The sequence below is a fragment of the Aurantiacibacter zhengii genome (assembly GCF_003584125.1).
In the GTDB taxonomy this organism is placed as follows: Bacteria; Pseudomonadota; Alphaproteobacteria; order Sphingomonadales; family Sphingomonadaceae; genus Alteraurantiacibacter; species Alteraurantiacibacter zhengii.
In genome coordinates this window covers 29,920-50,107 of the sequence record NZ_QXFL01000002.1, presented here as the reverse complement: position 1 = coordinate 50,107, position 20,188 = coordinate 29,920, and the positions used below count along the sequence as shown (strand labels likewise).

At 65.7% G+C, this 20,188-nt stretch carries 15 protein-coding genes; all 15 read right to left on the bottom strand.

Features of this window, described 5'->3' with window-relative positions:
• Window positions 1–52: 52 nt before the first annotated feature.
• The 15 genes from D2V07_RS03930 to D2V07_RS03860 all read right to left on the bottom strand — a co-directional run bounded on the left by D2V07_RS03930 (window position 53) and on the right by D2V07_RS03860 (window position 20,137).
• Window positions 53–3,028: a hypothetical protein gene (locus tag D2V07_RS03930; protein ID WP_119585008.1), complete on the bottom strand. Its 2,976-nt coding sequence runs from the start codon at window positions 3,026–3,028 to the stop codon at window positions 53–55.
• On the bottom strand, window positions 3,025–5,472 hold the full coding sequence (locus D2V07_RS03925; protein WP_119585006.1) for a hypothetical protein: 2,448 nt from the start codon (window positions 5,470–5,472) through the stop codon (window positions 3,025–3,027). The genes D2V07_RS03930 and D2V07_RS03925 overlap by 4 nt, the downstream gene beginning before the upstream one ends.
• The gene (locus D2V07_RS03920) at window positions 5,472–5,723 is read right to left on the bottom strand and encodes a hypothetical protein (RefSeq protein ID WP_119585004.1); all 252 of its coding nucleotides are present in this window, start codon (window positions 5,721–5,723) and stop codon (window positions 5,472–5,474) included. The genes D2V07_RS03925 and D2V07_RS03920 overlap by 1 nt, the downstream gene beginning before the upstream one ends.
• An 18-nt stretch (window positions 5,724–5,741) precedes the next feature.
• Window positions 5,742–8,927, bottom strand: coding sequence for a hypothetical protein (locus D2V07_RS03915; protein ID WP_119585002.1), 3,186 nt, complete (start codon window positions 8,925–8,927; stop codon window positions 5,742–5,744).
• On the bottom strand, window positions 8,924–10,897 hold the full coding sequence (locus tag D2V07_RS03910) for a hypothetical protein (protein ID WP_119585000.1): 1,974 nt from the start codon (window positions 10,895–10,897) through the stop codon (window positions 8,924–8,926). The genes D2V07_RS03915 and D2V07_RS03910 overlap by 4 nt, the downstream gene beginning before the upstream one ends.
• Window positions 10,890–11,342 carry a hypothetical protein gene (locus tag D2V07_RS03905; protein WP_119584998.1) on the bottom strand — a complete coding sequence of 151 codons (453 nt, stop codon included), beginning with the start codon at window positions 11,340–11,342 and terminating at the stop codon, window positions 10,890–10,892. Before D2V07_RS03905 ends, D2V07_RS03910 begins: the two co-directional genes overlap by 8 nt.
• Complete coding sequence (locus D2V07_RS03900; RefSeq protein ID WP_119584996.1) at window positions 11,339–11,884, bottom strand: hypothetical protein; 546 nt, start codon at window positions 11,882–11,884, stop codon at window positions 11,339–11,341. Before D2V07_RS03900 ends, D2V07_RS03905 begins: the two co-directional genes overlap by 4 nt.
• The gene (locus D2V07_RS03895; RefSeq protein ID WP_119584994.1) at window positions 11,877–14,162 is read right to left on the bottom strand and encodes a hypothetical protein; all 2,286 of its coding nucleotides are present in this window, start codon (window positions 14,160–14,162) and stop codon (window positions 11,877–11,879) included. The genes D2V07_RS03900 and D2V07_RS03895 overlap by 8 nt, the downstream gene beginning before the upstream one ends.
• A complete protein-coding gene (locus tag D2V07_RS03890; RefSeq protein ID WP_147366904.1) occupies window positions 14,147–14,749 on the bottom strand; it encodes a hypothetical protein in 603 nt (200 codons plus the stop codon). Before D2V07_RS03890 ends, D2V07_RS03895 begins: the two co-directional genes overlap by 16 nt.
• Before the next feature lie 21 nt (window positions 14,750–14,770).
• Entirely contained in the window at window positions 14,771–14,971 is a 201-nt protein-coding gene (locus D2V07_RS03885) for a hypothetical protein (RefSeq protein WP_119584990.1), read from the bottom strand.
• 107 nt (window positions 14,972–15,078) lie between these two features.
• Entirely contained in the window at window positions 15,079–15,549 is a 471-nt protein-coding gene (locus tag D2V07_RS03880) for a hypothetical protein (protein WP_119584988.1), read from the bottom strand.
• A gap of 90 nt (window positions 15,550–15,639) precedes the next feature.
• Window positions 15,640–16,569, bottom strand: coding sequence for a phage capsid protein (locus D2V07_RS03875; RefSeq protein WP_147366903.1), 930 nt, complete (start codon window positions 16,567–16,569; stop codon window positions 15,640–15,642).
• Between the two features lie 212 nt (window positions 16,570–16,781).
• On the bottom strand, window positions 16,782–17,873 hold the full coding sequence (locus D2V07_RS03870; protein WP_119584984.1) for a hypothetical protein: 1,092 nt from the start codon (window positions 17,871–17,873) through the stop codon (window positions 16,782–16,784).
• Window positions 17,860–18,219, bottom strand: coding sequence for a Bbp19 family protein (locus tag D2V07_RS03865; protein ID WP_119584982.1), 360 nt, complete (start codon window positions 18,217–18,219; stop codon window positions 17,860–17,862). Before D2V07_RS03865 ends, D2V07_RS03870 begins: the two co-directional genes overlap by 14 nt.
• A gap of 253 nt (window positions 18,220–18,472) precedes the next feature.
• Complete coding sequence (locus tag D2V07_RS03860; RefSeq protein WP_158586761.1) at window positions 18,473–20,137, bottom strand: portal protein; 1,665 nt, start codon at window positions 20,135–20,137, stop codon at window positions 18,473–18,475.
• Window positions 20,138–20,188 lie beyond the last annotated feature (51 nt).

Sequence of the window (20,188 nt, the reverse complement as noted above, 5' to 3'; positions counted from 1 at the left end):
TCGAACCGCAATACCGGGCTGACGAGGTGCGTCAGTAGGTCGCCAGCGGGCATCATGCCGACCGAAACAATTTCATCAGCAGGCGGAAGTCCTGATAATCGGTGTAGTCACCTTCCGTCACTGCCACTGCATACCCACTCCGAACCGCGTCTTTTACCGGGAACGGCATCCGCAGCACCTTGTCCGAAGTCAGTAGCGTGTTGGTGCGCCAGCTTGCGCCTTTGTTGCGCGTGTCGAGCTGCTCCAGGTATTGCACCGCGCCGCTGCTTTCATTGCGAGTTCGGAACACGCGAATGCCGCGCCCTGTGTCTTCCCGACTGAAACAGGCGCCGGGGAAATAGTTGATGCTGTCGGCGCGCTGCCCCGTATCTTCCGGCAGGCTGATCTTGTCCCAGCCAGAAGATGCGAAGCGGTCGCCGCCGTTGTAGAGCAGCATTACATGGGCGCCACTCGACCCGTCGCCGGGATTGTCAAACTCGCATCCGATGATCGCATCACCGCCACGTGCCATATCCATCAGGCGGAAACTCTTGCCCGACGGCGGGGTATAGATCGCGGGCAGGCCGGTAATCGTGGCAAGGTTCGAGCCAGTAGTGAACGGGTCGCCAAGGTCGGTCTGCGCGGTGTCCTTCCAGCTTGTTCCCGCTTCCATATCTAGCGCCATCAAGCGCAAGGGGTTTTGCACGTTGGTCGGGTGCGCGGTGAAAACAAGATACACCGTGTCACCGTCCTGGTCGCCACGGCAATAAAGCTGGTTCTGCCCGCCACCTGGTGCCGATGCCTGGTAAGCCAGCGCGCGGCCCTTTTCCACGTCGCCAATCACCTTGTCAGGGAAATGCACGGCGTTCCATGTGCGCGCCACATCGTCATTGGTAAGTAGGAAGAGGTTACTTTCGCTCTCAAACCACTGGCCATAATTCCACCCCGCACCGGGAGAGGAAAACGTGGTGTCCAACGCGAGGCTGGCAACCGTGCCATCTTCCGAAGTGAAAAACCGGATTTGATCGTCGCTGCCGGGGGAAATGCTGAAATTGTGCGGTAACAAGGCTGCGATCAGCGTGCCATCGTCCAGCACATGCGGAGCGACCATCAGGTGTTCGTCGCGGTCATGCAAAGCCTCGGTCAGCACCTGATTGCTAACGCGCGCGCCAGTTTCACCGTTGAACTCGGCGGCGGCCCACTGGCCGGAATAGGTGCCGTAACCCACTGCGATATTGCCGCTGTCGGGAAGGCGCGTTGCGATGTCTGCCCACCACGTTGCTGCGCCGTCCTCGATAATGTCCGATTGGTTGCCTTCCACCATCGCGAGTTGGTCTGCCAGCAAGGCATCGTGCAAGGTGTCGTTCCATGCAGTGTTCCATGCCGCTACCTCGAAGAAGGTTACGCCTTCGGGAATGTCGCTGTTGATGTTCGCGTTGGGCGTGGTGTTGCTGAAATTGCCAGCACCGCCTAGCGCAACGTCGCGGATCGTGCGCCCGTTGCGAGTGTTGCGCGCACGGTTGGCACTGGCATTCACATTCCAGCCAATGCTTTCAATCCCGCCTGTGATCGTTCCCGGCGTGTAGGACACTGCGCTGTCGCCGTCCAACCGGCGCGACTGGCAGGAGATTGCCCCACTTACGGACCATTGCAGGGCAACGCGGCGCAAGGATGAGGACGAGGTTGAAACAAAAAACAGATCACGATTGGCTGCCGGTGCGCCAAATTCCGGGAAGATCGCCGTGTAAAAACCGGCAATACCCGGCACGTTCTGGAAAGACGAACGCAGGGCGGACGAACTTAGCATGTTGATCGCGCCAGAAGTGTTGTTCTGTGCGGCGGGCAGACCTCCTACGTTCACGTAATCCAGTTCGGTCGAGAACGTCTTGAGCGCCCCGCTGATCTGGTTGTAGATGCCCACCACCTTAAGGATGGAGGGGGCAGCAAATGCCTCCGCTTCCGCTGCGGAAGAACAATCCAGCGTGGCGCTGTCACTGGTGCGGCGCACCCGGAACAATTCGCCGGAATAGGCGCTCGAAAACTTGCGGATCATGGAATAGCCAAACACAGGCGCAGCGCCGATGGCAGCCGTGATGAAGTCGGGGGTAGCCCGGATCACTTTCGCGCTGTCCTGCCAACCTTCCGGCGTCCAGACGAGATTATCGCGCAGGTTGTCATCGCGAAAGATTGCCGTCCGACCCGCTGCAATCGTTGGCCGCGCCCATGATGTGCCGGATTGATCCACCGCAGCCACCACGGCGGCCCCAGCCAAGGAAAAACCTTCATCCTGCGCTGCGCTCGACTGCGTGGTGTAGTAGTCCAGCGCATCGCCATTAATCAGCCACCAGCCATCATCATCGCTGGGATTGGCAGCAACACCCGCTGCCGTAGTGTTGTAAATCTTGCCCGCCGCTAAGGCTGCGGCTGCGGCTGAAGAAGCCGATGTTGCAGCAGTGGAAGCCGTTGCTGCATAGCCTTTCGTGGATGCTTCCAGAGCGGCAACATTTTGTTCACTCGCCGCCGCGCTGGTCGCCGCCGCCTCTGCCGCATCCACATCAGCCGCCACCGCTGCCGTGCTGTTCTCAGTGCTGCCAATATCGCCGTTCGCGTCAACGTAGAGAGCATGACCAATGGTTAGCGCGCCGATGCTGGGCGCGGTCGCACCGCGCGCCACCTGTGGCGCACGCGCAATCTCGCGGTCCTGCTCTTGCGCAACCATGGCGAGGATATCCAGGCGCAACTCATGCGTCTCGGCCGGGAACCTGTCGCTGGTGGTGTAATCGGCCGTCTGTGCGCGAGCGGTTTCAGACCACACATTCAGCTCGACCCCGCTGGCAGCCGCCGCCGTGGTGGTCAGTATACCGCCGGCATCGGTGTCGCCGCCCGTCACCGTGAAGTCGGTCCCGTTTAACAGGGCCGTTATCGTGCCATCGGGCGCCCTGCGCTGCGCGCGGATATCGGCAGGCGTGAAACGCCAGGGCAGCGCCCACTCTGTCGTGGTGCCGTTCTCGGCATAGTCCCTGAAACGTGGCAGCGCAGCTACGGTCATTCGGGTGTCTCCCCTTCAATGGCATTGGCATAGTCGGGCGATCGGTATGGGGCAGGCGAGCCGGGCCGCCACCAGAAGCTGGTGCCTTCCTCGGCCGCAAAGCGTTGCTGGCCGCGCTCGCGCTGGCCGAAGCGGGGATTGATCACCATGTCGATCTGGTCGGCCACCATCCGGTCCAGCGCCAGGCGCACGTACCAGAGGTTGTTGCCGGGCACCCAGCCCTTGGCCTCGCGCACCAGCTGGGTGCGCGGATCCTCGGCCGTTGCCAGGTTGTAGGCACCTTGCGCGTCGTCGGCCAGCGGCCCCATCATGGTCTGCGCGAAGCTGCCGCCGTAGCGGTTCTGATCGGCAAACAGGAAGTCCCCGAAGATCCCGAAGCCGCCGCCCTGCATAACGGCCGCGTTCCAGAATGTGCCGTCGTCCATCGGGCGCGGATCCTTGCCCGCTGCCAGCGCTTTCAGCTGCAAGCCGATCGCTCCGGTCAGCGTGGTGCCCACCACCAGCCCGATGGTGTAGGGCGCGGCCCTGGCAGGCGTCATGGCCATGATGCGCTGCCACTGGGCCAGGATCACCGAAATGCCGAAGCCCTTGAACTGGAACGCGCTGCGGCCCAGCTCGCCTTTCAGGGTGCCGCGCGGCAGGCCGGTGTTGATCGCTGCGCGCGTGGCCAGGTCCGACACCGGCACGGCAATGTCGGTGTCCTCCAGGATCACTTCCATGAACCGGCTTGCCAGCGCGTCGTCGCCCGCCTGCGTCGGGTCCATCCACTCGACACCGCGCTGCGTCTTCATCTTGGCCTTGCGCAGCGTGTCCCATTCGGCAGCGTCGATCCCACGCCGCCCCAGCGCCTCGCGCAGATGGTCGGGCAGGTTGTCGAAAGTGCGCTCGGCCGCCACGGTGAACTGCGACAGCCATTCCATGCCGTTCACCCAGCGCATGGTCTGCGTGTGGCGGGATAGCAGCGACAGGCGCAGCACGCCTTCCGCCAGGCGGCGCGAGAAACCCCCGGTCAATTCTTCCGTCAGGTAGCGGCTCTGCGCGGCCGTGCGGCTGCTCCATTCTTCCGCGATCAGGCCCAGGCGCACCGCCAGCTTCTGGTCCTCGATCGAACCGGGCACGAACAGCTTGAGGTACTGCGGCAGCATCGTGGCCTGCGACAGGCCGTTGAACGCGCGGCTGCTGCGCGAAAAGGCAAAGTCGCTCATGGCCGAAAGGAACGCGCTGCCCAGCTTGGTGCTGGTGGCAAAGGCGCGATAGGTGGAAAAGCCCAGCGCCAGCGCCTCGTTGCGCGCGCCCCAGTTGGCCCCCGAATACTCCTGCCACAGTTCGTCTATCTTCTCGCCCGCGTTCTCCGCGCGCTTCACGCCCTTGCTGCCGGGATCCATGTCACGCTGGGCACTGGCCAGGATCGTTTCTTTGAGCCAGTTGATCGTGGCATTGGGATTGGGGCCAAGGATCTCCAGCGCCGCGATATCGCGCGCCATCCCCTCGATATGGCCCATCATCGCGTCGTAGGCGGTGCCCTGGCCGTACGCCTCGGCATATTCCATCCAGGCGTCGGCATCCCTGAACACGAAAAACCGCGCGTCGGCGCGGCGATTGGCCAGGCTGGCGACCTTGGGCTGGCCGCCCGGCGCGCGCTTGTCCCACCCCTCGCTGCGGATCTGCCGGAAGATATCGGGCAGCAGCTGCTCCAGCTTGGCCCGCGTCATGGGCTTGCCGGTGTCGAGGTCGACCATCTTGCCCACGTCCAGCCTGTCGCGGATGAAAGCGGCCCATTCATCGAACCCCGCCTTGCGCACGGCTTTCCAGTCGTGGCTTTGCGGCATCCCCCAGTCCGAACGGAAGCCGATGTTGCCGCCCGCCGCGTTGAAGCGCTGGCGCAGCATTTCGGCTGACTTGCGCCAGGCCGTCGCCATGCCAGCGGCCGCCGCGTCCCCGGTGCTTTCCCCGAACAGCTCGCGCGTCACGTTGCGCAGCTGGGCCTTGTTGCGCACGCTGCCCGCGATGTTGGTGGAGAACCGCTCCATCATGTCGTCCAGCAGCCGGTGCGCGGCCGACACCACCGACTTGCGCCGCGCTTCCACGTTGGAATAGGGCGCGCGCGGATCCCGGTTGAAAAAGGCAGGCCCGGCGCGCGGGTCGATCGGCCCGCCACCACCGCCGCGTCCGCCCATACCGCGCTGGCCATCGTAGCGCAGAAGATCCCCGGCAATCCGGTTGCGCACCTTGATGGTGCGCCCGGCAAGAAACTCCTTGCGCGTCACCATCGTTTCCATGGCGTCGATCAGGTCGCGCGTCGCCAGAGCCTCGGCCGCCTCGCGCGATCCGCTCTGCCGGTACTCGGCCAGCAGCTCGTCGTAGAGGGCGCGGGCATCGGCGGCGCGCGCGGCGTCCAGCACGCCCTGGGCTTCCAGGTCGGCAAGGCACGCCCCGGCGCTCATTACGCGGTCGTGGTCAGCGAAACCTTGCCGCTATCGTCAATGGCACGCGCCCACACGTTGGCGTTGTTCACGTCGATACGATCGCGCGGCCCCAGCACGGTGCCGCTCTTGCCGGTGGGGGTACCAGCACCGCCTTCGACAACGGCCACCGCGCCTTCGCCTACGTTCTGCACGCGGGCAGCGGCAGAGGCGATGGTGGTGAGTTCGGTCCAGTCCTGGTCCAGCGAAACGTCTGCAAGCGTCGTGCCCATGGGCGGCTCCTTCCGGCGCTATTTGATGCACTGTCGTAAGGCTTCGATCGCTGTCCTGTCTCCAACGATCTCGGCCCGGATATCGTCCACGCTGCGCGGCCCCCGGCCGTCCTGCAAATCGAACAGGTCGCCGGTGGTGTCCTGGGTGTCGAACAGGCCGCCATCGCTGCCAGGTTCCTTCTGCGGAACCTTGCCCTTGATCCGGCCTTCGGTCCTATTCTCCAGCCCGGTCCGCGCCTGGTCCTGCGTTGGGCGCGCGAAATCGGCCTGCGGATCAAGCTCTTGCCGCTGGGTCGCCCATTCCGATGTAAGCAGCCGTTCCTCGCCGTTGCTGTTGGCGCGGTATTTGGTTGACGCCGCCTCCAAGCGATCACCGGGCACGTCGACATAATAAATCTTGCCCAAGTCGCCCGCATACGCGCGCGCCGTCTCGAGATCATGGGTGAACCAGTGCCCACGCGGTTCATCGGGGCGGCTCGGCAGCGAGACAGCGGAAGGATCGCCCTCGGCCGCTTCTCCCCGAAAAAGCCTTACAAACTCCGGCTTTTCCGCCTCGATATCGTGCCAGTCGCTTTCGGCCGCGCGCTGCACGCCTTCGCCTGCCGGGTCGGCAAACTCGGCAAGCCGTTCGGGATCGGGTGGGGGAAGCGTGCGATCGTCGGCCAGCTCGTCCAGCTGGCGTTCGGTCAGTTCTGGCGGTCGAGCATTTCCTGCGCCATCGCCGCCGACTTGGCCAGCTTCTCCCGCGTTGCCTTGCTCAACCGGGGATCCTGCGCGCCCTGCTGCGCGCGCTTCACCTTCTCGGCCAACGGCATCTGCAAATTGCTCGGCAATGGCCTCATAAAAATCGTCCTCGGTTTCAGCGAAGGCATCGGCCAGCGCATCGTCCAGCTGGCGGTTTACCACCTGCACCAGCGCGTTGTCGAGAGCTTCGTCCTGGTCGAGAGGATCCAGCACGCGCCAGTCGTCCGGCAGGTCGCCTATCGCCATGGCCGCGTCCAGCTCGTCGTCGGTCAGCTCGCGGCCCAGCACGCGCTCTGCCGCGTCGTTCCAGCGGGTGCGCTCGAAATACTCGTGTTCGTCGGACTGGAAACGCCCCTCGCGCGTCTTGGGCGCGCGCGGCTCCGGCGCTTCGCTGGGCTGATAGACCTTCTCGCCGCGCCGGATCACGCCGTCCAGCCAGTCGATCACTTCGGTTTCGGTGGGGCGCGGGGTTGCTTCGGGCGGGCCAAGGTAGCCTGCCTCCCATATCAGTTCCCCAACTTCCTCCAGGCTGCGGCCTTCCGGGCGCAGCAGCGGGCCACGGCCGGGCACGAAATGGTCGAGGCTGCCCGAATTGCGCAGATCGTGGCCAGCGGATCCTGCCTTGCGACCCTGGGCATTCAGGCCATCGTAGGCAATGCCGCCCTTGCCAACGATATAGGCCAGCGCGTCGTCCGGCCCGCTCTGCCGCGCCCGGCGAAAACTGCCGGGCCACACGCCGTCATTCTCGGCAATGATTTCCGCGTTGGTGCGGTCGCGCCAGCGGCGAGGGCTGATTTTCACCCGCCCGCGTTCCTTGCTCCCGATAACCAGGTCCAGCTCGCCACGGTCGGCCATGTTGGTCAGTGCCTTGCGCAGCTCGCGTTCGGACACGCCCAACTCCGCCGCCCAGTCACCAGGACGGTTCAATGGCACCGCGCGCGCGTCCACCAGCGGGCGGATCGCTGCGGGAAGGTCGCGCACGATCACGTCTTCGTTCAGCCTGGCGGCGTCGATCGCGCTTTCCTCGGCCTCGATCCCCGCCAGCTCGTCTTGCGGCTCGCGCGCTGCGGGCGGTGCGGGGGCACCCTGCGGTGCATCGCCCACGCGCGAACGGATCTCGGCAATGGCCTGGCCAACCGACTTGCCGCCGCCCAGGTATGCCGGGTTCTGCGCGATCGCCTCGCGGCTGAAAAAGCGCGAAACCGGCGTCGATGGGTCCGCCTCCAGCATCCGCACGGCCGTCGAACGTCCGGCAAAGTGCGCGAGGTAGAGGTTGCCGGTGTCGGCCGTGAAGCCCGCGCGTTGCAAGCCCGCCGCGTTTTCGTACAGCAGGCGGTCCATCAGCCGTTCCTGCACGTTTACGTCGAAGCGATTGGTGCGCCAGGCTTCGTTCGCGGCCGCCGCGTTCACGCCGAACTCGCGCTGGTACAGCTCGGTGAAGGTCGACCGGATAAACTGGTAGCGGCCGCTGGCGCTCGATCCCATGCCGTTCGTCGCGCCGTCGCGGCCGCCGCTTTCGGGCACGGCAATCGCGCGCTTCACCGCGTCATAATCGGGCACGGCAGCCGGAGGATCCAGCGGCCGGCCGTTTGCAATCGCGTTCACTGTCTCGTTCACGCGGCGCACGTGCAGATCGTCGCCGTCGATCGTTCCCGCGAACGGGCTATCGGCCACCGCCTGGCGTTCGGCAAAAAAGCGGGCGAACCGTTCGCGCACTTCCACGATCCCGGCGCGTCCGGCGCGCGTCACGGCAGGCGCGGAAGCCAGACCGCCGCCGATCACCGCCCCGCCGACAAAGCCGCCTGCCACGTCCACCAGCGCGTCCTGCGCCGTGTATTCGCGCCCCGCCGCCTCGTAACCGCGCTGGCGGTCGAACACTTCCAGCCCTTCGTCCGCCGCGCCGATCGCGCCTTCGCGCATGGCAATGCCCAGCACCGTGCGCCCGCCAAGCCCGAACTGGAATTGCAGCGGGCCAAGGTTGCTTTCGGCCATGCCCACCAGCGAACCGCCGACAAAGGGCGCCACCACGCTGTCGGATCGCGCCAGCGTGTCGAAGTCCTCGGCCGCCGCGCCTTCGCGGTTGACGATATCCTGCTCGAAGGCCTCGCGCGTCTGCGGCAAGTCTTTCAGGCCCGCCCGCTGCGCCTCGCGCCAGATCGCTTCATGGTCCAGCGGCGCACCGCCCAGCCATGCAGGCGCTTCGTACCAGTCGGTTTCGCGGGTGAAGCTGGCAGGATCCACGCCCATGTCTTCCAGCGTCTCGGCCAGCTCGCGGTATCCCTCGCGCAGGCGGCCGCGCCGCGCGTCGGGGGTAACGTCTTCCTCCAGGCGCAGCGCCGCGCCTGCCGTCTCCAGGAAACCCGGCTCCGGCCGTGCGTCCCCCGGCGCTCCGGCCGTCGCGTTTACCGCCTGGTCCCTGGCCGGGCGCAGCGTGCCCAGGACACCGCTTTCCTGTGTCACCGGTCAATCTCCGAAATGTACAGGCCGCCTTCGGCATTGCGCAGACTGTTCCCGCGCGAGGTTTCCCAGCGGTAGAAATTGCCGCCCAGCCACACCGGATAGGCGCGGTTGAGGTCGCCCACCGCCAGGGCGCTGCCGTCAGGATTGACCGGCGCTGTGCCCGCGCGTTGCTGGCGGGCGAAGTCGGTGCCCACCGCCCGCGCGAAGTCGGTGCGCGTCATGCCGTCGGGCAGGATATAGGGCTTGTCGCCAGGCCACAGGCCAAGGCCGCCGTGCGGCACCCCGTTGCGGCGTTGGTAGCCCAACGCCGCGTTCGCCCCGATGGCAAAGACGCCCGCCGCCTGTTCATCGACCGCATAGCCCGACGTAACCACCGATCCGGCGATGTGGTAGCGCATGGCATCCACCACCGCTTCGGTATCGGCCTGGTCGATTTCCACCAGCGCCTGGCGCAGCCGCGCCTCCCATAGCGCCATGGCCTCGCTCGCTTCGCCCAGCTCGTTTTCCGGTTTCAGCAACCGCGGATTTTCCTGCAACGCAGTCCGGCCGCGCAGCATCCGGGCACGGTACTGCGGCCGCATCACCGCCATGCGGTGCAGGAAAGCATCGTCCGGCGCGACGACTTGCGCCGCGTCGATCCGCGCGAAAGGATCCGCGAAGCCATCCAGCACGCCCAGCACGTCTTCCAGCTGGCGCTTTTCGTACAGGTCGCGCAGCGGCGCGGCCTCGATATCCGAAATGGGCGGCACGTGGCGGCCGTTCGCTGCCGACTGTCGCTGCGCCCATACAGCGCGCGCGGAAAGGCTATCGGGATTTTCCCAGTCAATCTCCGGCGCTCCGCCCGACTGGATCAGGAACCCGGCCGGGTCGCGGTCGAAGTCGCCGCGCACCCCGTCGATATTCCGGCGCAGCCATTGCAGCTCGCGGTTCTGCGCCTCGCTGCGATTGGCCATGCCGGACAGCTCGCCAATGCGCCTTTCCAGCACGCTGGGCGGCATCGGCTCCGGCCCCTGGTAGATCCGCACGAACCCAGCATCGGCGCGCGCCTGCCTCACGTCTTCCAGCAGCGAGGTGTCGCCCGACTGGGCCACCTCGGCTTCGACCAGCTGCCATTCCTCGTCCGCCAGCGGGTTGCCGCCTTGCTGCCGGGCAATCTGCGTCCGCGCGTTCTCGACAATCGCGGCGCGCTGTTCGGCCGCCTCGCGGCGCGCGGCCACTTCCAGCGCGCGGATCCCCACGTCGCTGGAATTGAGCAACACGGTGATATCTTCCGGCTCCAGCGCCTGGTCGAAAAGCCCTTCCGCGATCATCGCGCGGGCCAGCTGCGGATCCTCGTCTATCCGGCCGCGAAGGAACGATACCGCCAGCGTGCGGTCCAACCCTTTCAGCGCCTGCCGGTACTGCGTCTCGTCCTCGATCGTGGTGCGCAGGAATTCGGTGCCGATTTCCAGTTCTTCAAGGTAGGCGTCGTGATCGTCCAGGCGGCGCACGCGGTTGCTCGCCAGCTGCTCGTAATCGGCAACGTCCAGCAGCGCGTTCTCTACGCGGCGCAATTCCTCGAACTGGCCTTCGCGCTCCAGCAGGCTGGCCGAATAATTGGCCAGGCTGTCCTGCGCGCGGCGCTTCACCCCTTCGTCGGTCAGGCTGCCCAGCAGCGTTTCGCCCAGCTTGGCCCAGTCCTCGCCCAGCGCCTCGGCATGGCCAGCGCCTGCCGTCTGCCGCCGCTCGCGCGCGGTTTCCCCGATGGTAACGCGCGCCTCGGCAAAGCCCCGCTGGAAGCCGCTCCATTCTTCGTCTGCGCTGCGCTGTCGCTCGCGGCGATAGGCGGCGATATCGCGGCTGTGGATCTGTGCGCCGATATCGGCAATCTGCGCGCCCAGCTGCGACCCGAAAGACGCGGGACTGGATAGCGGCATCGGCTCGGCAGGCTGCGGCGCGACCTGGCGACCATATCCGGTTTCTTCAGCCATAGCTGTCGTTCCTCGCTTGCGCCCAGTCCTTGGAAGCGTCGTAGGCAGACGCGCCCGCACCAAACAGGCCCGTCGCCAGGTCGAAATAGCCCTTGATTTCGGCGTCCTTGCCGCTCCGGCGCAACGCCTTGGCCCGGCCTTCGCCCTGTCGGCGCAGCTCGCGCACGTCCAGCACCTGGTCCAGCAGGCTTTCGCGGATGGCGTCGATCGCCGTGCCGCTGTTGGCAACCATGCCGTTGCTGGCCTGCGCGGCGAACTGCGCGCCGATCGCGCGGCGCGCGTCCTGTCGCACCAGGCGCTGGCGTTCGTTCGATACGCGGCGTTCCTCGCGCGCCTGGGCGTAATACCCGTCCTTGTTGCGCTGTCCCGATACGAAGCCGCCGACGCCGCCGATCAGGCTGCCGATGGCCTGGATTGCCCCGCCTATCCCAGCGCCGCCGCTCATGGCAGGATCCTTTCCAGCAGCATGTGATCTTCATGCGCGGCGCCGTAGGAACGCAGCACCGCGCTTGGCTCCAGCCCCACCTTCATGGCCCAGCGCACTTGCGGCGAGGCCTCGCGCGCGGCCCACTCCACCATGATGGCGCTGCGGATCTTCGGGCACGGTTCGTCCGTCACCCAGTCCGGGATATCCTGGCATCGCACGATCGCTTCCAGGCGCTTGAGCGGGCTTTCCATGATAATATGATCGCGGGCGAAATCGGTGATCGGCAGCCACGCGCGGCCCAGGGCAGGCGCGAACAGGCCGAACGCGGTGCCCTGGCAACCGGCGAACGTCTCCACGATCCCCATGCAGGCCAGCACCTTGTCGCCCTGCATGGCGGCAAAGGTCAATTCGTTGTCCGCCACGCCCTGCGCTTCGGACCATGCCAGCTCGCTCACCGGAATACCGTATTGCAGCACCTGGCTGTCCTGCGGATCCAGCGCGAACAGATGTTCGGGTTGCAGCTTGTCGAAGCGGATCTGGTCGAAGGGATTGCTAGACATCTTTCTCGTCCACTTCCATTTTCAGGATGGAGGCCGTCACCACCGCCGCCACCGGATCGTCGGACACCCAGCGCGGGCGGCCGTCGCGGTCGAAATCTGCATCAACCTCGCCGCCATAATCGCCGGTCTTGAGCGGAATGGGTTCGTCCATGAAATCGTCCGCCTCGCGGTCGATGATCGGCTCCAGCGGATCGTCCGGGTCGGGCGTGCCCACCTTGATGCCCATGGTTTCCAGCAGGCGCAGCGTCAGATAGACCAGGCGCTGTTTTACGCCTTGGCTCGACTGTCCGCCGCGCAGCTGGATATTCGGGCGAAGGCCCACGGCTGTCGCGGTGAAGGGCAGGCCTACGATGACGGTAAAGGCCCGGTCACCGGGAACGCTGGTGGCGGGCAGGGTCAGCACGCCGTTGCCGTCCACGCTCTGGCCGGGCACCACGCCGCCCGCTGCCAGCACGGCCACGTCCTGGTTCGCCAGGTGATCGAGGCCGGTAAACTCGGTCTGTCCGGCGCTCGCCGCGATCCGCACGCCGCCGTCCACGAAAAACTGTTCTTCCTGCGCGGTGCCCAGCTGGCGCAGCGGCTCCTGTTTCCACACTTCCTTCACCGTCGCGCCGCTGCCGTCCTCGCGCTGCACCAGCACCCACAATTCTTCCGTGCGGCCGTCGTCGGCGGCGATCGACACGGCCGACAGCACGCGTGCGCCGCCGCCCAGCACGAAACGGCCGAAGCCCTTTATCTCCAGGCGGCTCTTGGGGTGCGCGGCAATGTGGCCGTCACCCGATACCGCGTAAATCATCGCTTCCGGCTCGCGCTGGAAAGCCAGCTGGATAAAACCCGCGCTGCCGCCGATATGCTTGGCGGCCGCCGTCAGGTCCGCCGCGTCGTAACGGTCGCGCGCGAAATCGAAATCCGCCGCGCGCAGCCGCTTTCCACCGCGCTGCACGAAAATGGTTTCGGTGCCCAGCTGCACCGGTGCTACCGCTTCGCTGCCGTAGCTGCTCTGGTCCTGCGCCTCGATATTCTCGCCCGATAGCGCCGCCGCTGCGTTGACCGGCCCGATGGCCAGCTCGCGCGTCGGCGTGCCCACGATCAGCTGGCGATCCTTCGCCACCCATATCGGCGCGTCCTCGGTCGCGATTTGCCTGCGAAATGCCAGGTCCGGTGCCAGGCGGCCAAGGTTGCTGAACGTGGCGAAGTTCACCCGCCCGCCGCCATAGTCGCCCACCACGCTGCCCACGATATCGTACCCTTTCAGGTAGATCAGGCGGCCCGCGTGCAGCACGTTGAGGTGCGGCCAGCCATGGAAGGCATTGAACGCCCCCAGTCGCCAGCGCCACGTCGCATTGCCGGAACCCACCACGCCATCGGGCATTCGCCGCGTCACGCTGACGGTGGCGCTTGTCCCGCTGGCAACCGCCGTGATCGTGCCCACCCCGAAACGATCGTGCAGGTACGTCCATTTCACGCCGTAGGGGCCGGTGTCGTTCAGAACATCATTGCTGTTCGCACCGTCGTAATAACTGCCTTCGCTGTGCGTCGGCTGCGTATCGCCGGTGTTGCCTGCCGTGGCGGCCTGGTACACCTTGTCCTCGTTGTAGCACTTGTCGCCAATGGCGATATCTTTCATCCCGGAAGCCCAGGACACGATATCGCCAAAGTCGATTGCCTCCAGCATGACCGGCGAACCCACCATGCCAGCGTCAAATAGCGCGCTGTTCGCCGTCAGTGTCGCCGTGCCGCTGGCGCTGCTGGCATAGACCGTCACGCTTTCGTCGCCGTTCGGATCGGCAAACGGTCCGTTTTTCAGCTCCAGCGTCTCGATCGTGAAAAGGGCGGCACCGTCCCGCCGCAGCGCGCCCGGCGCGTAATCGCCGTGCGCGATGTATTGCCGGTCGAAACTCTGCTGCAAGGAAAGCGTCGGCGCGTCTGCCGCCGCATAAGGCGTCGTGATTTCGTAGGCGACACCGGGTTCAGTCTCGATGCGGCCGCCGTTGGTGTAGAACCGCGCCTTTTCCTCGCCCCATTCCACCACGTATTCCTGTGTCACCAGGCGGCGAAACGCGGTCAGCCAGGTGCTTGTCGGGTCGGCCTCGCGGATCATGGCAAAGCCCGAACGCTTCACCAGCGGGCCTTCGATCGTCGGAATGAAGTTCTCGCAGGTGTCGAGGCCGTAGCGGTACTGCTCGGTTTCGATGCGACCGGAAAGGAACGGGGACAGTTCCCCCGCAAGCCACCCGGTCAGGATCTGGCGCGCGACAGCCATCAGGCTTGCGGCCACCAGGAAGACGACGCGTGGCGCGCTTCAAGCCAGCTGCTTTCTTCGCGCTCCTGGATCTGGTGCGGGCTTTCCAGCGCGTCCACCGTCTGCGCTGCGCCCAGCGCGTCCCGGTAATCCTGCCACACCTTCTGCTTGTCGAAGCTCGATCCGGCGATGCGCGTGCCGATGTTCCAGGCGATGCGCAGCGCGAAGGCGTGGGCAAAGGCTTCGTCCCACTCGGCCGGTTCCGCGATATCGGCAAGGAAGCGGATATTCAGCGGGCCGGAGACGTTGCAGAGGATTTCGCGGCCTTCCACCTGGTAATCGCGGTACGCCACCAGGTCGTGGATCTCCAGCAGCCGCAGGCACTCGGCAGGCAGTTCGTACTTGTACTCGTAACCGTGCTTGGGCGGGGCGGCCAGCGCGCCGGGACTGGCCCGGCGCACCGCGAAGTTCCATGCCCCTTCACGGATGGCCGCGCGGCGCGACAGGTCCCACACCGCGTTGATGTTGCGGGCCAGCGTGCGGTTGTCGTTCGGGTCGGTAATGCGCGTGGTCGATCCGATCGCGGCACCGGCCATGTTCATCACTTGCACCTTGGACGACATTGCGCCGCTCTCCCGTCAGGATCAGGCCAGGGGCGGCCAGGGCGCGGCGTGGATGCGATCGACCATCTTGCCCAGCAGGTGCAGGGCTTCCGCCTTGCCCATGTTGGTAATGTCCATGTTGATCGAGATAGTGTCCGACTGCGCTTCTTCGTCACCGGCCTCGATCGCGATATCCTCGATATCGTTGCCGCCAAAGCTGCCGGTAGTCTTGAACTGGAACATGGGTCAGGCTCCCCTGCCGGGTTGGGAGAAATGGGGCGACGGGTGCCCGACACAGCCGCGCCGCCCCATCCGCTGCCCGGTACGCGCCGGGCGCGGGCTTTCCCGCCTTACGAAAGGCCGGAAAACTCGATTTCGATGGTCGCCACCGTGGCTGCCGCGATGTTCGCCGCCGCGATGGTCGCCCACAGGTGTACCGGCTCTTCGCTCGGCGCGTCGTCCGCCACGGAAGCCTTCGGCCCCAGCGAGGTCGGCTTGTCGACAACCGTGTGCGTGGTGGCCGCCACCAGGGCAGCCGCCGACGTGACCGTGCCGCCGTTGCGCGGATCCCCGCCCGTGCCGATGGCAATGGTAGCCGAACCGAAACTGGTGCCGGTATTGACCTTGATATCGGTGATCTTGGTGCCAGCGGGCTGCTTGCCCAGGTACACCACGTCGCCGCTGTCCCAGGCCACGCCCGCTTCCTTGGAAGCGAGGAGGCTGGTTTTTGCACCGCAGACTTCGCGGCCGTCGGCCTTGTCGGCGGGAACGGCGCTGCCGTCCATCACGCCCTGCTGCTGGATTGCGTACTTCGTCGCCACTGTCTTTCTCCTTTGCTGCCTCGCCGGTCATTCCATCGGCCGGGTCATGGGCGAAAACCCGCCGCACCGGGGCGCGACGGGCGCGGGCGGTTAGCCCTTCTGGTTGAGGATGATGCCCGACATTTCCGCCTGGGTGCGCGTTGCGCCCAGCGTCGTGCCGACGAACCAGCCTTCGTTGAACAGCCGCTCAGGGATCAGGCCGACGTGCGGGCGCAGCTTCTGCCACCAGTTCACGCACATGCCGCCTTCGGTCCAGAACGGGGTCTTGCGGTAACCGCTGGCATCGGTGGCCAGGTCCGGGATCGTGGTCAGCTTGGCGTTGTCCAGCTCCAGGTGGATGAAGGTCCAGCCCAGCATCGAAAGCAGGCGGCCCTTGTCGTCCAGGCGTGCCGCGAACGAGGTCTTGAAGTCCGAGCTGGTGGCCGGCACTTCGGACAACAGCGCGTCGTTGTCGTCCACGGTCAGGATCATGTAGCGATCCATTTCCATGTCCACGTGATCCGCGCCCAGCAGCTTGTTGGCCTCGCGCAGCTTCTTTACGTTCATCTTCTGCGCACCCGACGCACCACCGGTCGTAACCGGGATGATCTGGCCCGACGGGAACGCCGTGGTGACGGTGCCGCTCTTGCCGCTGATGATGGGGCCGTAGAAGCCTTCCAGGCGACGGCGCACGCGAGCGCGGGTGATCGTCTCCGCGCCGCGCTTGGTGCCCGCGCCTTTCAGGCTGATCGCCGTGGCGAGCTGGTCGGCGTTGTCGATGATATCGGCGTCGTACAGCTCGTTGGGCTTGGGGATCCATACGCCGTCGAAGTCGGTTTCGGTCCATTCGGTCTTGCCGTTGCGGCCCTCGGCTTCCTTCGCCTCGGCTGCGCCGACAAGATCTTTCACCTTCACCTTCTCGGCGCCGGTGTCGAACTGTTCCATCATGGTGCCTTCCAGCGGATCCTTTTTCAGCTGGAGGCGGGTTTCGACATTATTCTTGAACTTGACCTGGAAACTGTTGGGAATGGTGCTGCTCATCGCATCCTCCATCAAAAAAGCTGTGCCATTGGCTTGATTGCGAAGGGCGAAGGGGCACCATTGCCCGGCCTCTCTATCGTTTTACGCCTGCGGTCGGCGGCCGTGTCCACGGCGGGGGCTTGAGGCCGGACACCCGGCGAGGCCAAGACTTGACGGGGGCCACCATCGCCCAGGATGGTGGCCCCCGTCTCCAACGATTTTACTGCGTTGTATCAGCTCGCCAGCGCGCGGGCCTGGTCGCGGTCGGCCGCCTGGCCAATCTGCGCCAGCAGGCGCTCGTACTCGGCATTCTCCGACGTGCCCGGAACGTCCGCCTTTTTCAGCCAGTCCATGTTACCGCGCCGCTCGTCCAGGGTCTTCTGCGCCTCGGCCGCCGACATGCGGAAGCCCCTGCCGCTGTCGCCCTGCACGAAAGCGTCTTCGCCCAGGCGCGAACCGTGCTTGCCCATGATCTCGATCGTGCGTTCCGGCCCCAGCGCGGCGCGCAGCGCCTTCTGCTCGTCAGTGGTCAGGCCCAGGTCGCGCGCGGCCGCATTCATGTGCGCCATGGTCTGCGCCTTCTTGTCACCCATCTTGCCCAGCAGCTCGCCCATCTTGCTGTCCAGCTCGGCTTGCTGGCCCTGCATGTCGGCAAGGTCGGCCTCGGCCAGCTCCTGCAAGGTGGCATCCAGCGCCCCCTTGGGAACGCCGTGGCGGTGCGCAATCGCGTGGATCGCGCGCAGCCGCGCTTCGTTGATCGGCACAGGTTCGCCGTCGTTGCCCAGCAGCGGCTTGCCGTCCTCGCCTTTCAGCTCCGGCAGGGCGTAGTCTTCGGCCTTTTCGGGCACGCCGATCGCCTTGGCATAGGCGGCGCGCTCCGCGTCGCTGGCATCCTCGCCGGGCACCTTGATGCGGCCGCTGTCGCGCAACGCGGCCTGGTTGTCGCGCGCGCTCTTGGCGATATCCTCGATCGACTTGAACCCGCGCGATTTCACCCAGTCCTGCAAGCTGGGCTTGTCGCCGTCACGGTCGGTGGAGAATTGCGCCAGGAACTCGGCGCTCGCGCCACCATCGCCAGCACCTGTGCCGTTGTTGTCGCCACTGGCAGCGCCGTTATCGCCGCCACCGGAGCCTTCGCCGCCCGTTCCCTCGCCTGCGCCAGAGCCAGCACCGCCGAAAAAGCCGCTGGCTTCCCCGCCGCCGCCCTGGTTGCCGCCGCCCTGGCTGCCGCTGTCGCCGCTACCGGAGCCGCCTTCGCCGCCCGCTGCACCAGCGCCAGCATCCTGTTCGGTGCCACCGGCACCCTGTCCATCATTCAAGTCCATCGTCGAGCCTCATAAGTGTTTGGACGGTATTCTCGTCCAGGTGGAGATAGTTGAAAATGTCTTCCAGCACTTCGCGCTGGCCCACGCGCCGCGCCATCACCAGCGGATCGGTGGAAAAGGCCGTGCCGCCCATGTAGCGGTCGCGCAGCTCTGCCAGCACGATTTCGCCGGAACGGTGCAGCTCGCCCTTGCTGTCCAGGAACAGCCAGCGCAGCACCGCCCCGAACAGCCAGCGCCGCAACACCGCCTTGGCAAAGCGATCGGGAATGCCGCCGAACAGGTGCTTCACCTCGCGGGCGATCAGGATGGCGCGATAGCGGATCCGGTTGGCTTCGGTGATGGCCATCAAGCAGCCCTTTTCGCCTTGCGATGCCTGCGGCGCAACCGCTTGCTGGTATGCTGCAAGTTGCGGTGCTTCGACGGCTTATTGCCGCGCCGCTTGTTGCGGTAGCGCGCCGGAGCCTGTGCCGAGAAAATCCGCTTTCTCTGCTGCGCGACCACCATGGGTGTGATTTCGGTCTGCGCTCCGAATGCTCTCGGAGCCGACATGCCGCAAGCCATCAAGGCCGACGCCACGGCGAACGATAATCTTGAAACCACTACATGCCCTCCTGCAATGCGCCTGCCTGCGCGAAATCCTTGGTCGCGCTGCCGATGTTTTTCAGCAGCTCGCCGTCCAGCGCGGCGCTCTGCGCGGCCTGTTCCTCGCCTTTCAGGCGGGCCACGTCTTCGTCGCTGCGGATATACTTGGTGGGCACGCCGGTTTCCTCGGCCAGGCCCACGGCAATCGCCTCGGCATCGACGCGGAAGCGCACGTTGGGATCGAGGTCCGCCAGCACCGGCAGCGCCTGCACGTAGCGCAGCGTCTTGCCACTGCTTTCCGCGCGCGCCATCGCGGCCAGCGGGTTTTCGTAGTCGATCACCGGCCAGGCACCGGCTTCCTTCACTTCGGGCGGGAAGTCGGGGATCTGGCGCGGCATGGCTCGCAGTGCCATATCCAGGTCGCGCTGCGTCATTACGTGCTGTTTCTCGGTGGCGTAGCGGTCGGCATAGGGGCGCACCAGCACGCCTTCCTTGGCCATCCGCTCGTACACTTCGACCGTCGTCATGCGCGAATTGGGGTTGGTCAGGATCGAATAGAACTCTTCCAGGAACTCCACCCGGATCGTGCTGCGTTCGTCCTGGATCATTTCCAGCGCGATCGGCAGGCCGTTCTCCCCGCCCGGCATTCGCGCCACCATCGGGCGGCCGTCCTCGCCCATCAGGCCGGGATTGAGGCCGCCCGGCTTCGTCACCAGCTTGGTCACACCCATGTCGCGGTTGAACAGCAGCGCCGGATCCACCGCCTTGTGCGCGGCGCGGAATGTCGTCGTCCGCATCGCGTTCAGGCCGTTGATGTTGGGCAGCTGGTTGATCGCCGGGCTGCGGCCGTAAACCTCCATCGCGCTGGTCATGTGGCGTGACACCGAAATGGGCATGGTGTTGTAGCCCCTGCGCCGCAGGTAGATCTTTTCGCCCGTCACCAGGAAGCGGCTCGCTATGGGGAAGCGGCGATGGTCCAGCCTCTCGCGGTCCCAGTCCGTATTCGGGCAGACCACGTGCAGGATCTCGAAGTCCTTGGCATCGGCCTTGTCGCTATCGTGATGGTCCAGCGCCTCGATCATCTTGGGCGACAGCGCCTCGCGCCCGAATTGCTCTTCCAGGTCGCTCGCGCTGGCCATCCACTTGCGATGCACCGTGTCGACAAGCCCCGCGAAATTCACGTCGATCCACACGCTGGACAGGTGCAGCGTGCGGTAGAAAATCCCGCTGCCGTCGGGGTAGGGTTCCTGCCACACCGCGCTGGTGCCGTAGCGGCCCAGCTGGTCGAAATCCTCGTGTGCCGAAATGCCAAAGCCGGTGTGCGGCGCGTGCCGGATCGCCTGCAAGCGCTTGCCAGCGTTCTCGCGCCACAGCTTCACGCTGCGTAGCTTGTTCAGCTCCGGGTCCAGGAACCTGGGCAGGATATATTCTGTTTGCTCCGGCGTCGTGATCGCGCGCAGCGCGGCGGCGAAGCGGGCATTGGCGGTAACATGCGTGCTGTCGGTGTTGCGCTGGCCACGGATCTGGCCCGGCGTCTGCGCCAGGAAGCCACCCGCGCCGGTGGGGAAACGCTCGTCAATCTGCTGGTAGGTATCTTCCCAGTTGCGACGAAGGCTCACCAGCTGCTCATGCTTGCGCAGGTCCGCCTTGGCGAGGTCTTCGTCCTGTATTTGCTCGATCACGCCTGTCGCCTTTCCCGGTGGCAACGGCGGGCCGGTGTATCATCCACCGGC